Source organism: Rhodococcus sp. NPDC056960 (assembly GCF_042674125.1).
Taxonomy (GTDB): domain Bacteria; phylum Actinomycetota; class Actinomycetes; order Mycobacteriales; family Mycobacteriaceae; genus Rhodococcus_F.
Genome location: NZ_JBHURF010000016.1, coordinates 126548 through 139875, shown reverse-complemented (window position 1 = coordinate 139875; position 13328 = coordinate 126548). Strand labels below are relative to the sequence as shown.

At 68.6% G+C, this 13328-nt stretch carries 12 protein-coding genes; 9 read left to right on the top strand and 3 right to left on the bottom strand.

Annotated elements, in window-relative coordinates:
- Positions 1 to 144: 144 nt before the first annotated feature.
- Positions 145 to 645 (top strand): hypothetical protein, encoded by a 501-nt coding sequence (locus ACFTWF_RS25545; RefSeq protein WP_378463948.1) that lies wholly within the window; start codon positions 145 to 147, stop codon positions 643 to 645.
- A gap of 100 nt (positions 646 to 745) precedes the next feature.
- On the opposite strand, the gene ACFTWF_RS25540 is transcribed toward ACFTWF_RS25545, so the two are convergent.
- Both ACFTWF_RS25540 and ACFTWF_RS25535 read right to left on the bottom strand, forming a co-directional pair.
- The gene (locus tag ACFTWF_RS25540; RefSeq protein WP_378463947.1) at positions 746 to 1498 is read right to left on the bottom strand and encodes a sensor domain-containing protein; all 753 of its coding nucleotides are present in this window, start codon (positions 1496 to 1498) and stop codon (positions 746 to 748) included.
- Positions 1498 to 2451: a hypothetical protein gene (locus ACFTWF_RS25535; protein ID WP_378463946.1), complete on the bottom strand. Its 954-nt coding sequence runs from the start codon at positions 2449 to 2451 to the stop codon at positions 1498 to 1500. The genes ACFTWF_RS25540 and ACFTWF_RS25535 overlap by 1 nt, the downstream gene beginning before the upstream one ends.
- 51 nt (positions 2452 to 2502) lie before the next feature.
- Between ACFTWF_RS25535 and lspA the strand changes: the two genes are divergently transcribed.
- The 5 genes from lspA to dnaE all read left to right on the top strand — a co-directional run bounded on the left by lspA (position 2503) and on the right by dnaE (position 9250).
- Positions 2503 to 3099 carry a signal peptidase II gene (lspA, locus tag ACFTWF_RS25530; protein ID WP_378463945.1) on the top strand — a complete coding sequence of 199 codons (597 nt, stop codon included), beginning with the start codon at positions 2503 to 2505 and terminating at the stop codon, positions 3097 to 3099.
- Between the two features lie 14 nt (positions 3100 to 3113).
- The gene (locus ACFTWF_RS25525; protein ID WP_185724413.1) at positions 3114 to 4022 is read left to right on the top strand and encodes an RluA family pseudouridine synthase; all 909 of its coding nucleotides are present in this window, start codon (positions 3114 to 3116) and stop codon (positions 4020 to 4022) included.
- Between the two features lies 1 nt (position 4023).
- The gene (locus ACFTWF_RS25520; protein WP_378463944.1) at positions 4024 to 4701 is read left to right on the top strand and encodes a hypothetical protein; all 678 of its coding nucleotides are present in this window, start codon (positions 4024 to 4026) and stop codon (positions 4699 to 4701) included.
- Complete coding sequence (gene rarD / locus ACFTWF_RS25515; protein WP_378463943.1) at positions 4698 to 5615, top strand: EamA family transporter RarD; 918 nt, start codon at positions 4698 to 4700, stop codon at positions 5613 to 5615. The genes ACFTWF_RS25520 and rarD overlap by 4 nt, the downstream gene beginning before the upstream one ends.
- Before the next feature lie 98 nt (positions 5616 to 5713).
- Positions 5714 to 9250 (top strand): DNA polymerase III subunit alpha, encoded by a 3537-nt coding sequence (dnaE, locus tag ACFTWF_RS25510; RefSeq protein ID WP_378463942.1) that lies wholly within the window; start codon positions 5714 to 5716, stop codon positions 9248 to 9250.
- Positions 9251 to 9253: 3 nt separating this feature from the next.
- Here dnaE and ACFTWF_RS25505 read toward each other — a convergent pair whose 3' ends face one another.
- The gene (locus tag ACFTWF_RS25505; protein ID WP_378463941.1) at positions 9254 to 9490 is read right to left on the bottom strand and encodes a hypothetical protein; all 237 of its coding nucleotides are present in this window, start codon (positions 9488 to 9490) and stop codon (positions 9254 to 9256) included.
- A 173-nt stretch (positions 9491 to 9663) separates the two neighbouring features.
- Between ACFTWF_RS25505 and ACFTWF_RS25500 the strand changes: the two genes are divergently transcribed.
- Genes ACFTWF_RS25500 through ilvA form a run of 3 tightly spaced genes read left to right on the top strand, consistent with a single transcriptional unit; the run spans position 9664 to position 13326 of the window.
- On the top strand, positions 9664 to 10098 hold the full coding sequence (locus tag ACFTWF_RS25500; protein WP_378463940.1) for a nitroreductase family deazaflavin-dependent oxidoreductase: 435 nt from the start codon (positions 9664 to 9666) through the stop codon (positions 10096 to 10098).
- Between the two features lie 56 nt (positions 10099 to 10154).
- On the top strand, positions 10155 to 11930 hold the full coding sequence (locus ACFTWF_RS25495) for a pyruvate dehydrogenase (RefSeq protein ID WP_378463939.1): 1776 nt from the start codon (positions 10155 to 10157) through the stop codon (positions 11928 to 11930).
- Positions 11931 to 11973: 43 nt separating this feature from the next.
- Positions 11974 to 13326 (top strand): threonine ammonia-lyase IlvA, encoded by a 1353-nt coding sequence (ilvA, locus tag ACFTWF_RS25490; RefSeq protein WP_378463938.1) that lies wholly within the window; start codon positions 11974 to 11976, stop codon positions 13324 to 13326.
- Positions 13327 to 13328: the final 2 nt, after the last annotated feature.

Sequence of the window (13328 nt, the reverse complement as noted above, 5' to 3'; positions counted from 1 at the left end):
CACCGCCCGGACGAGGGAGTGGAGACCGGCTCCACGAGAAGGTAGCCTCGGGCGCTGGTGCCTACCCTTGGGTAATGTTAGCCCGGGTAGCCAGAGTGCTCAGATCGTCCGAGAACGAACACCGAGAATGAAGAGGTTATTGAGTTGAAGCTTCGTAAGATCACGGTTGCCGGAGTAGCAATCGCCGCAGCCCTCACGATGTCCGCGTGTGGCTCGGACGACAGCAACACGGCGACCAAGACCACGACGACGACTTCCGCGGCTGCCGAGACCTCGGAAGCCGTCGAGGTGCCCACCGCGGCCGATCTCAACTCGCTTCTGATGCAGGGCCTCGACCCGGCCACCCCGCTCGAGGTCAAGTCCGCGATGGTCGAGGGTTCGGAGCAGGATCCGGAGCTCATCAACCAGGTCGCCGCCGCCGCCAAGGCCAACAACGCCGAGGTCACCGTTCTGGACCCGGTCATCGACAACGGAGACGGCACCGCCAGCGGACAGTTGCAGCTGACCGTCAACGGCCAGGTCCAGCAGGGTGGCGTTCCGGCCATCTTCGTTCCCGGCGAGAACGGAACGTGGAAGCTGTCGAAGATCACCGCATGCCAGATCGTGTCGCTCGCGCAGCTGACCTCGCCTGCGTGCCCGGCCTGATTTCGGCCCGGACAACGCGGTCCTGACCGACCGCACTGTTCTCACACGGATGCCGGCGTCCCCTCGGGGACGCCGGCATCCGTCGTTCGGGGCGCTCGCTTCAGCCGGCCGGTGCGGGCGCGAGCTTCGTCACGGCGGTGCCGGTGAGGTCGCTCAGGACGCCGGGGTCGATCGGCTCCTGGCCCGTCGCGACCAACTGGGTGACGGTGCTCCCGACGACGACCACGACCACGTCCGAGACGAGGCTGACGCCTTCGCTCGTGGTGACGAGCCGGAACGCCAGCGAGGCGTCCCCGGCGGGCTGCTGCTCGCGGCCACCGACCCGGTACTGCACCTGCACCCCGTCCGCGTCGGTCCCGGAATACTCGGTGCATCCCGCGAGAGCATCCTGTACCGCCGCGAACGCCTGGGACGCGTCGGCGCCGGTGCCGTAGCTCGCCGCGTCCTGGTCGATGGTTGCGAAGTCGGGTCCGGTGAACCAGCCGGACGCCGCGGCCACCGCACCCGCTCGCTGGTCCGCGACGGGCGACAACACCGCGCCGCATTTCGCAGGATCCGTGCTCGACTTGTCCGAGTCCGCCGACTCCGACGCCGACTGCAGCCCCAGATCGTCCTCGGGATCGGGCACCGGGGTGAACCCGACGGGAAGGTCGCCGACGCTCAGGAGCGCCGCCTTCAACGCGGACTGGTCGGCGAAGGGTGCGCCGACCGCATTCGGCGTCGCGGTCACCGCAGGACCGAGCGGCGCGAGCGACGCGGTGGCACCGGCGTCGCCGGACGCGTCCGAAGAGCACGCCGACAGCGCCAGCACGGCGAACAGGGAGCAGGAGGCGGCGACGGATCCGCGCCGCATCAGGAACCCCACCGGACCGAGTTCGACGTGGTCTGGTGCAGCCGGGTGGCGCCGTCGGGGTCGCTGTACTGCTGGTCACCGCCCACGGTCACGGTTCCGTCCACCGGCAGCGGCAGGCCGAGATCGACGGTCATGGTGCCCGATCCCTGCATCACGTACTGGTCGACGTTCAGCGTGCCCGCCTCCCCGGGCAGGTCCCACACGGGGGACTTCGGCCTCTGGTCGATCGTGTAGTCGACGGTCAGCCGGTTGCCGTCCCGGGCCGTCAATGTGGCGACGGTGGTCTGGTCGAGGGCGATGCCGCTCATCACCTGCTGGCGGATCGTCCACTGAGCGCCCACGCCGACGGGTTCCGCCGGGAACGGGACCGTGCGGTACACGGCCTGGTAGAACGCCTGCTCGATGGCGGAACGCGCGATGTCCTGGGCGTCGGCGTCCGGCCGCAGTCGCAGCGCGGTGATCGCGCCCGAGGGTGCGACCGTGAATCCGGCCCCCGAACCGGCACTGGCTTCGAGGGCGCTGCCGAGCCGCTGCTCGGGGCTGGTGACGTCACCGAGCGTGAGGTCGACGGTGGTGCCGCCCTTCGTGTCGCCGGTGGCCTGTGCGACGACGGCGGTGAGGGGGAGGGTGATCTCCGGTGAGGAGAAGTCCTGGGCGGGCTGATCGTCGATCTGCTGGAACACCTGCGCGCCGGTGGTCAACTGCACCTGCTGCGTCACTCCCTCCGGCGGTCTGCGCTGGATCACCTCCCGCGGGTCGTCGCCGGGTTGGACGAGGTCGACGGTGGTGGCGGAAATCGGAACGGTCACCTCGGCGGGAGTGGATGTCGAACCCGCGGTGTCCGCATCCGAGGAGTCACCATCACCTCCGCATCCGGCGGTCAGAGCGACCAGGGAGAGGGTTGCGGCGAGTAGGCAGAATCCGGGTCGCAGAGCTTTCGAGAACAGTGGCACGCCCCCAGGCTAGTGCGCCCGGGAGCGCGTGAACGGAGGCTTGCCTCCGTAGTGGATGATGAACGGGTGAGTCAAGACCCCACGGCAGAGAACGAGACCGACGCCGACGACCGGCAGGACGGTGACACACCCGGTGCCGCGACGCCCCGGCCGGCGCGGCATCAGCGCAGGCTGCTGCTGTTCGCGATCGCAGGTGTCGTGCTCGCGACGGACCTGCTGACGAAGATCCTCGCGGTCGCCTACATCGAACCGGGACGTCCGGTCTGGCTGATCGGGGACATCGTCTCGCTGCGGCTCGTCCGCAACCCCGGTGCCGCGTTCTCGATGGCCACCGGCATGACGTGGCTGCTGACCCTCGTCGCCGTGGGTGTGGTGATCGGGGTCGTCCGCATCGGTCGCACGCTGCGGTCACCGTGGTGGGCTCTCGGGCTGGGGCTGGTACTCGGCGGTGCCCTCGGCAACCTCGTCGACCGGTTCTTCCGGGCGCCGGGAGTGATGCAGGGGCACGTCGTCGATTTCGTATCCGTCGGCTGGTGGCCGGTGTTCAACGTGGCCGACTCCGGCATCGTGTGCGGAGCGATCCTGCTCGTCGTGCTCACGCTGATCGGCCTGGAACCGGACGGAACACGCAAGGGGGTAGAGAAGTGAGGGAAACACGGTCGATGCCGGTCCCCGACGGACTCGAGGCGATGCGCGTCGACGCCGGCCTGGCGCGGCTGCTCGGTCTGTCACGCACCGCGGTCGCCCAGCTCACCGAGGAAGGCTCGGTCCTGGTCGACGGCGCACCGGTCGGCAAGTCCGATCGGCTGTCCGCCGGAACCTGGCTCGAGGTGGAACTACCGGAACCGCCGCGCCCGCTGACCATCGAGGCCGAGCCCGTCGAGGGCATGGAGATCCTGTACGCCGACGACGACGTGGTCGCCGTCGACAAACCGGTCGGCGTCGCCGCCCATGCCAGCGTCGGGTGGACCGGCCCGACGGTCATCGGCGGACTCGCGGCCGCCGGTTTCCGGATCTCCACGTCCGGCGCGCACGAACGCCAGGGCATCGTCCACCGCCTCGACGTCGGCACGTCCGGGGTCATGGTGGTGGCCACGTCGGAGCGTGCGTACACGCTGCTCAAGCGCGCCTTCAAACAGCGGACCATCGACAAGCGGTACCACGCGCTGGTGCAGGGTCACCCGGACCCCAGCAGCGGGACCATCGACGCGCCCATCGGCAGGCACCGCAGCAACGACTGGAAGTTCGCCGTCACGGCCGACGGCAAACCCAGCATCACCCACTACGACACGGTCGAGGCGTTCCAGGCGGCGAGCCTGCTCGACATCCACCTCGAAACGGGCCGGACCCACCAGATCCGCGTCCACTTCGCCGCCCTGCGGCACCCGTGCTGCGGCGACCTCACCTACGGCGCCGATCCGCGACTCGCGGAACGTCTCGGGCTGGAGCGCCAGTGGCTGCACGCCCGGTCGCTCGGCTTCGCGCACCCCGCCGACGGGCGGTGGGTCGAGATCACGTCCAAGTACCCGAAGGATCTCGAGGACGCTCTCGCGGTTCTGCGGGCGAGCTGAGGTGCGGACCCCACGTCCCAGCGGTACCGCGGTGAGGGCAGTGCTCGCCGCCGTCGTCCTGCTCGCGGTGACAGTCGTGCTCGGACTGCTGCATCCCGTCCGGCGAGCGCCGGTGACGACGGACACTCTGGGCCCGGACAACGGGGAACTGGTGTCCGACTACCTGGCACGGGCGGCCCGGTCGCTCGACGAGACGGACGGCGGCGACAAGCACTGGGCGCTGGTCTCGTTCACGAGACCGGTGACCACTGACGTCGTCCGGGACGTCGCCGCGGGCGCGCGGGTGTCACAGGTCCTGTTCCGCGTGCCCCTCGACCGGGTACAGACGCCGCTCGTGCCCGTCTCCGTGGCGGCAGGCGACGCGGCGCTCGCGCGGGCGAATGTCCTGGCCGCCGGACGTGTCCAGGCGGTGACGGGCGAGACGGACCGGCAGGCACAGATCGCGGCGGTGTCCTCGGCGGAGCTCGCCCGGAACTGCGCCTGCGTGATCGGTGCCGTCGTCCGCGGCGACCACGACGCGCTGACCGCGCTGCAGTCGGCCCCCGACGTCCGGGCGGTCGAGGCGCTCGGCGCCGGCGCCGTCTTCGGCCGGTTCGCCGTGCGACCGCTGCTCCCGGAGCAGACCGAGACCGTCGTGCCCGGCCCCGACGACGGCGTCGTCCCGGGGAGCGGGTCGTGACGGCACGGAAGGCGGAGACCGTGGGCGCCGCGTGCGGTGTCGGCGCCTATGTGCTGTGGGGCGCGTTCCCCGCGTTCTTCGGTCTGCTCGGCCCCGCGGGACCGGTGGAGATCCTCGCCCACCGGGTGGTGTGGACGCTCGCGCTCATGTTCGTGGTCCTCGCGGTGTCGGGCCGCCTCCGCTCCCTGCGCGGGCTGACTGTGCGCACGTGGCTTCTGGTCGCCGCCGCGTCGACGGCCATCGCGGTGAACTGGGGAACCTACATCTACGGGGTCACCTCGGACCGGGTGGTCGAGACGGCGCTCGGCTACTTCATCAATCCGTTGGTGAGCGTGCTGCTCGGGGTGGTGATCTTCCGGGAGCGACTCGTCCCCGCCCAGATCGTCGCCCTCGCCCTCGCCGCCGTCGCCGTGATCGTGATCACTGTCGACTACGGCCATCCGCCGTACATCGCGCTCACCCTGGCCGCGTCGTTCGCGCTGTACGGCCTGTGCAAGAAGGTGATGCCCCTCGATCCGCGGACGAGCCTGACCGCCGAGGGAATCGTGGCCGCGCCCATCGCGATCGGCTACCTCGTGTTCCTCGCCCTCACCGGGGCAGGAACGTTCCTCGGATTCGGAGCCGGGCACACGCTGCTGCTGATGGCCGCGGGACCGGTGACCGCCCTCCCGTTGCTGCTGTTCGGGGCGGCGGCGCAGCGGGTGCCGCTGCGCACACTGGGCATGCTGCAGTACCTGACGCCCGCACTGCAGATGGCGTGGGGCGTCGCCGTTCTCCACGAGGACATGCCGGCGTCGCGGTGGATCGGATTCGCCCTGATCTGGGTGGCACTGGCGATCTTCAGTACCGATGCGCTGGTACGGGTCCGGCGTGAGCGGCGCAAGACCGAACAGTCCCAGGCGTCCGTCCGGTAACTCCCGTCACGACTTCGCCGACACCCGCCGTCGGCGGCCGGTGCTGTCGGCCCGAGGGCCTACACTCGTGAGGCTCCCAGACCTTCAGAGAGGCGCACGTGGCTGACTCGTTCGTACATCTGCACAATCACACCGAGTACTCGATGCTCGACGGTGCGGCCAAGGTCGGCCCCCTGTTCGAAGAGGCCGAGCGGCTGGGTATGTCGGCGGTGGGCATGACCGACCACGGCAACATGTACGGCGCCAGCGAGTTCTACAACGTGGCGAAGAAGCAGGGCATCAAGCCGATCATCGGCATCGAGGCGTACGTCGCCCCGGAGTCCCGCTTCAACACCAAGCGCGTGCTGTGGGGTGACCGCAGCCAGAAGTCCGACGACGTCTCCGGTAGCGGTGCGTACACCCACATGACGATGGTCGCGGAGAACGCGACCGGCCTGCGGAACCTGTTCAAGCTGTCCTCCCTCGCGTCGATCGAGGGTCAGCTCGGCAAGTGGGCGCGCATGGACGAAGATCTCATCGCCACCCACCACGAGGGCATCATCGCGACCACGGGCTGCCCGTCCGGGGAGATCCAGACCCGGCTGCGGCTCGGCCACGACCGCGAGGCGCTCGAGGCGGCCGCCAAGTGGCAGGAGATCTGGGGCAAGGACAACTTCTTCCTCGAACTGATGGACCACGGACTGTCCATCGAGCGCCGGGTCCGCGAGGGTCTGCTGGAGATCAGCAAGACGCTCGGGATCCCGCCGCTCGCCACCAACGACTGCCACTACGTCACCAAGGACGCCGCGGAGAACCACGAGGCACTCCTCTGCATCCAGACCGGCAAGACGCTGTCCGACCCCACCCGGTTCAAGTTCGACGGCGACGGCTACTTCCTCAAGTCCGCCGCGGAGATGCGGGCCCTGTGGGACGACCAGGTGCCCGGCGCGTGCGACAACACGCTGCTGATCGCGGAGCGCGTCCAGTCCTACGACGACGTGTGGGCGCACCACGACCGGATGCCGATCTTCCCCGTGCCGGAGGGGGAGACGCAGGGCACCTGGCTGCGCAAGGAGGTCATGCGCGGGCTGGACCGCCGGTTCCCCGGCGGACCGCCCGAGGAGTACCTCGCCCGCGCCGACTACGAGATCGGCGTCATCCTCGAAATGGGTTTCCCCGCCTACTTCCTCGTCGTCGGCGACCTCATCAACCACGCGCGCGAGGTCGGCATCCGCGTCGGTCCCGGCCGAGGCTCGGCGGCCGGTTCGCTCGTCGCCTACGCGATGGGCATCACCAACATCGACCCCATCCCGCACGGCCTGCTGTTCGAGCGGTTCCTCAACCCCGAGCGCGTCTCCATGCCCGATATCGATATCGACTTCGACGACCGCCGTCGCGGCGAGATGGTGCGCTACGCGACGGACAAGTGGGGAAGCGACCGCGTCGCGCAGGTCATCACGTTCGGCACCATCAAGACCAAGGCGGCCATCAAGGACTCCGCGCGAGTCCAGTTCGGGCAGCCCGGTTTCGCGATCGCCGACCAGATCACGAAGGCGCTGCCGCCGCCGATCATGGCCAAGGACATCTCGGTGTCCGGCATCACCGACCCGAACCACGAGCGGTACAAGGAAGCGGTGGAGGTTCGCGCCCTCATCGACTCCAACCCGGACGTCGCGAAGATCTACCAGACGGCCAAGGGGCTCGAGGGCCTGATCCGCAACGCCGGCGTCCACGCCTGTGCGGTGATCATGTCGTCCGAACCGCTGATGGACGCGATCCCGGTGTGGAAGCGCGCCCAGGACGGCGCCATCATCACCGGCTGGGACTACCCGTCGTGCGAGGCCATCGGCCTGCTGAAGATGGACTTCCTCGGACTGCGGAACCTTACCGTCATCGGGGACGCCATCGACAACATCAAGGCGAACCGGGGTGTCGAGCTCGACCTCGACACCCTCGCGCTCGACGACACCGCCACGTACGAACTGCTCTCGCGCGGAGACACTCTCGGTGTGTTCCAGCTCGACGGCAGCGCGATGCGCGACCTGCTGCGCCGCATGCAGCCCACCGGCTTCGAGGACATCGTCGCGGTGCTCGCGCTGTACCGCCCGGGTCCGATGGGCATGAACGCGCACAACGACTACGCCGACCGCAAGAACGGGCGGCAAGAGGTCAAACCCATCCACCCCGAGCTCGAAGAGCCACTGAAGGAGATCCTGGCCGACACGTACGGCCTGATCGTCTATCAGGAGCAGATCATGCAGATCGCGCAGAAGGTGGCCGGGTATTCGCTCGGGCAGGCCGACATCCTCCGCCGCGCCATGGGTAAGAAGAAGCTCTCGGTGCTGGAGGAGGCGTACGCCGGTTTCCGCGAGGGCATGCTCGCCAACGAATTCTCCGAGCCCGCCATCAAGGCGCTGTGGGACACCATCCTCCCGTTCGCCGGATACGCGTTCAACAAATCGCACGCCGCCGGATACGGCCTGGTGTCGTTCTGGACCGGGTACCTCAAGGCCAACTACCCGGCCGAATACATGGCCGGTCTGCTCACCTCGGTCGGCGACGACAAGGACAAGGCCGCCGTCTACCTCGCGGACTGCCGCAAGATGGGTATCACCGTGCTGCCCCCGGACGTCAACGAATCGGAGGTCAACTTCGCCTCCGTCGGCGAGGACATCCGGTTCGGCATGGGCGCCGTCCGCAACGTCGGCGCCAACGTCGTGGGCTCGATCATCAAGGCGCGCAAGGAGAAGTCCAAGTTCGTCGACTTCTCCGACTACCTCAACAAGATCGACGCCGCCGCCTGCTCCAAGAAGGTCACCGAATCGCTGATCAAGGCGGGCGGTTTCGACTCGCTGGGCCACCCGCGCAAGGGACTCATGCTCGTCCACGCCGACGCCATCGACGCGGTGATGGGAACCAAGAAGGCGGAGGCGATCGGACAGTTCGACCTGTTCGGCGGCGACGACGCCGACGAGTCGATCTCCTCCGTGTTCAACGTGAAGATTCCCGAGGAGGAGTGGGACTCGAAGCACCGGTTGGCGCTGGAACGGGAAATGCTGGGGCTGTACGTTTCCGGGCACCCGCTCAACGGCGTCGAACATGTGCTGTCGGCGCAGTCCGACACCGCGATCCCGACCATCCTCGAGGGTGATATCAAGGACGGCACCCAGGTGACCGTCGGCGGCATCCTCGCGTCGGTGAACCGGCGGATCAACAAGAACGGTCTCACCTGGGCGTCCGCGCAGCTCGAGGATCTGACCGGTGGTATCGAGGTGCTGTTCTTCCCGCAGGCCTACTCGGTCTACGGCATGGACGTCACCGAGGACTCCGTCGTGCTCGTCAAGGCGAGGGTGTCGATCCGCGACGACCGGATCTCGCTGATCGCCAACGACCTTGCGGTACCGGACCTCTCGGCGGTGGGTGTCGCGAAACCGCTCGCGGTCAGTCTGCCGTTGCGTCAGTGCACCAAGGACAAACTCGGCGCGCTGCGGCAGGTGCTCACCCGGCACCCCGGAACCTCGGACGTCCACGTCCGGTTGATCGGGGGCACCGAGGTCACCTTGTGGAAGGTCGACGACGTGCTCCGGGTGGAACCGTCGTCGGCGTTGATGGGCGACCTGAAGGCTCTGCTCGGACCGAGCTGCCTGTCCGTGTGACGGTCAGGGGCGCGGCGGGAAGATCCGTCGCGCCCACCACACCACGACGGCAACCGCGGCGGCGGTGAGGACGGCGGTCTGCACCGTCTGGGTGATGACGAGGATCGTGGCGAAGACCAGGAGCGCAACGGCCAGGGCCTCCAGCTTGTAGAGGGGCCACTCGGTGCCGGCCAGATCGACGGTCCGTGTGGTGTCGTTGCGGCGCAGATCGCGGCGCACGTGCGCGTCGTGTGTCGTCATCGCAGGTCACCTCACTGGTGCAGGGCGCGGGAGCGAACGCCGTCCCCGCGTGGGATGAGGGTACTCGGAACCCGGAGTTCGGCGCAACGAACAAACTGATGCGGTGTTTCGTATGCGCGGTCGTTCGGCGGAATCGGTGGCGCGTTCTCGCGGATCAGGTGTTGACTGGACGCATGCCACTCACAGGTGAATACGAACCCAGTCCGTCCACGTGGGCCGCAGACCAGGCGGAATTGATGGAATCCACCGACGGGGCCGAGGGCACGACGCTGGGCGGCAGGCCCGTCGTGCTCCTGACCACCCGGGGCGCGAAATCCGGCAAGCTTCGCAAGACGCCGTTGATGCGCGTCGAACACGACGGAACGTATGCGGTGGTCGCCTCGCTCGGCGGCGCCCCCAAGAACCCGGTCTGGTACTACAACGTGAAGGCCGAGCCGCACGTCGAACTCCGCGACGGCCCCGATACGCAGGACATGGTGGCCCGCGAGGTGACGGGCGACGAGAAGGCCACCTGGTGGGAGCGGGCGGTCGCCGCCTTCCCGGATTATGCGGAGTATCAGAAGAAGACCGATCGGGAGATCCCGGTGTTCGTGCTCGAATCTGCCTGACGCCCGACCGCACGACACGTCGCTTCGCCGTTCGACCGTCCCCGACCGGAGGCCCGATGAGAGCGAAAACCGTTGCCGACCAACTGGTGCGTCAGCTGCAGGACGCCGGAGTCCGGCGGATCTACGGAATCGTCGGAGACAGTCTCAACCCGATCGTCGACGCGGTCCGGCGGTCGGGCGGCGCGGAGAAGGGCGGAATCGACTGGATCCACGTGCGCCATGAGGAGGCGGCCGCGTTCGCCGCGGCCGCCGAGGCGCAGGTGACCGGGCAACTGGCGGTGTGCGCCGGCTCGTGCGGCCCGGGCAACCTGCATCTGATCAACGGCCTGTACGACGCGGACCGGTCGGGGGCACCGGTGCTCGCGATCGCGGCGCAGATCCCGAGTGAGCAGATCGGACTGGGCTTCTTCCAGGAAACCCACCCGGACCGTCTGTTCGTCGAATGCTCCCGGTACGCGGAGCTGATCGGAAGTCCCGCGCAGGCGCCGCGCGTGACGGCGTCGGCCATCGCACACGCGACCGCCCTGTCCGGTGTCGCCGTGATTACGCTGCCCGGCGACATCGCGGACCGGCCGGCCGAGGGAAAGGCGCCGCCGGTGCCGCGCACCGGCGCCCCCGCGATCGTGCCCGATCAGTCCGACGTGCAGGCGCTCGCCGACGCGGTGAACGCGGCCGGGAAGGTCGCGATCTTCGCCGGTGAGGGTGTCCGTGCGGCCCGCGACGAGTTGCTGAGCCTGGCCGACACGGTCGGGGCGCCGATCGGGCACACACTCCGCGGCAAGGAGTGGATCCAGTACGACAACCCGTTCGACGTCGGGATGACGGGGCTGCTGGGGTACGGGGCGGCGCACGACGGGATGCACGGCGCCGACCTTCTCCTGCTCGTCGGAACGGACTTCCCGTACAACCAGTTCCTGCCCGACGGCGTCCGCACCGCGCAGATCGACCGGGCCGCACAGCGAATCGGCCGGCGGACGAGCGTCGACCTGGCCGTGCACGGCGACGTGGCGAGTACATTGCGTGCGCTCGCCCCGCTGATTCGCCGGAAGGACGATCGTCGATTCCTCGACGACATGCTCGCGAAGCACCGGACGCTGATGACCAAGGTGGTCGGCGCGTACACGAAGCCCGCCAGGCAGCGCGTCCCGATACACCCGGAGTATGCGGCGTCGATCCTCGACGACGTGGCGGCCGAGGACGCGATCTTCACCACGGACACCGGAATGTCGAACGTGTGGTCGGCGCGCTACCTGACGCCGAACGGTGCGCGCCGCTTCCTGTCCTCGGCCCTGCACGGATCGATGGCGAACGCCCTGCCACACGCGATCGGCGCGCAGTTCTGCGCGCCCGGCAGGCAGGTGGTGTCCGTGTCCGGCGACGGCGGTTTGTCGATGCTGCTCGGGGAACTCGTGACGGTCGCGATGTACCGGCTTCCGGTCAAGATCGTGGTGTTCGACAATTCCACTCTGGGCATGGTCAAGCTGGAGATGCTGGTGGACGGGCTGCCGGACTTCGGCGTCGACGTCGCGCCCGTCGACTACGCGGCGGTGGCGTCGGCCCTGGGCATCTTCGCCCGCCGGATCGAGGATCCCGCCGACATCGAATCGGGTCTGCGGGCGGCCTTCGATCACGATGGTCCGGCGCTCGTCGATCTGGTCACCGACCCGTTGGCGTTGTCGCTGCCGCCGACCATCACGGGCGGGCAGGTCACCGGTTTCGCCCTGGCGTTGTCGAAGATGGTGATGAACGGTGGTGTCGCCGAGGCTGTCGAAATGGCGAAGTCGAATGTCCGCAACGTGCCGCGACCATCGCAATTCGATGCGCGCGGCTGAACCCGACTGGTAGTCCATGGCTGGAGAGTGGGAACATATCCGGGTGTCCACATCGCCCGATACCGCAGCCCAGAACATCACCTCGCCCCTCACCGTGGGCGAGATCGACGCGGCCATCGAGCGAATTTCGCACGTGATCGACGCGACCCCGTTGCAGTGGAGTGAGCGCCTGTCGGCGCTGACGGGCGCGAACGTCTATCTCAAACGTGAAGATCTGCAGGTCGTCCGCTCGTACAAACTGCGCGGCGCCTACAATCTCATGGCGCAGCTCGATGCTGCCGAGCGTGCGGCCGGAGTGGTGACGGCCAGCGCAGGCAACCACGCGCAGGGTGTCGCGTTCGCTTGCCGCACAATGGAAATCACCGGCCGCATCTACGTTCCGTCGAATACGCCCAAGCAGAAGCGCGATCGCATTCGCGCGCACGGCGGCGAGTTCGTCGAGCTGATCCTGACGGGGGAGACGTACGACGCGGCGGCCGCCGCGGCCGCCGCGGATGTGCAGCGAACGGGCGCGACGATGGTGGCGCCGTTCGACGACGCCCGCACCGCAGCCGGACAGGGCACCATCGCCGCCGAGATCCTCGTGCAGCTCGGTGCGGCCCCCGACTCCGTCCTGGTCCCGGTCGGTGGCGGCGGGTGCATCGCCGGCATCGCCACGTATCTGCGTGCCCACGCACCCCGCGCGGCCATCGTCGGGGTGGAGCCGACGGGGGCCGCGTCGATGACGGCAGCGCTGGTGGCCGGCGGTCCCGTGACGTTGACGGAGATCGATCCGTTCGTCGACGGCGCCTCCGTGAAGCGGGTCGGCGATCTGCCCTACGCCGTGGTGTCCGCCCTGGGCGCCGAGGTGGTGACGCACACGTCGCTGGGCCAGGCCGATCAGTCGTCCACGATCCGGCTCGACGCGGAGAGCTTCGTGATGACCAACCTCGACGAGGGTGCGCTCTGCACCACGATGCTCGAGCTGTACCAGAACGAGGGCATCATCGCCGAGCCGGCAGGTGCCCTGTCGGTGGCGGCGCTCGGGAACATCACGTTCGAGCCGGGGTCGACGGTGGTGTGCCTGATCTCCGGCGGCAACAACGACGTCTCCCGGTACGGCGAGATCCTGGAACGCTCGCTGGTGAATCTCGGTCTCAAGCACTACTTCCTGGTCGACTTCCCGCAGGAACCGGGCGCGCTGCGTCGCTTCCTGGACGAGGTGCTCGGCCCCGAGGACGACATCACCCTGTTCGAGTACGTGAAGCGGAACAACCGGGAGACCGGCGCCGCTCTGGTGGGTATCGAACTCGGCAAGGCCGAGGGGCTCGGCGAACTGCTCGAGCGGATGGAGCAGTCGCGGATGCAGGTGGAACGTCTGGAGCCGGGAAGCCCCGCGTACCGCTACCTCACCTGAGC

Bases quoted from the DNA above. Each gene is read 5' to 3' on its own strand.
- ACFTWF_RS25540 (WP_378463947.1), bottom strand. From the start codon at position 1,498: ATGCGGCGCGGATCCGTCGCCGCCTCCTGCTCCCTGTTCGCCGTGCTG.
- ACFTWF_RS25525 (WP_185724413.1), top strand. From the start codon at position 3,114: ATGCCGGTCCCCGACGGACTCGAGGCGATGCGCGTCGACGCCGGCCTG.
- ACFTWF_RS25505 (WP_378463941.1), bottom strand. From the start codon at position 9,490: ATGACGACACACGACGCGCACGTGCGCCGCGATCTGCGCCGCAACGAC.
- ACFTWF_RS25500 (WP_378463940.1), top strand. From the start codon at position 9,664: ATGCCACTCACAGGTGAATACGAACCCAGTCCGTCCACGTGGGCCGCA.
- ACFTWF_RS25495 (WP_378463939.1), top strand. From the start codon at position 10,155: ATGAGAGCGAAAACCGTTGCCGACCAACTGGTGCGTCAGCTGCAGGAC.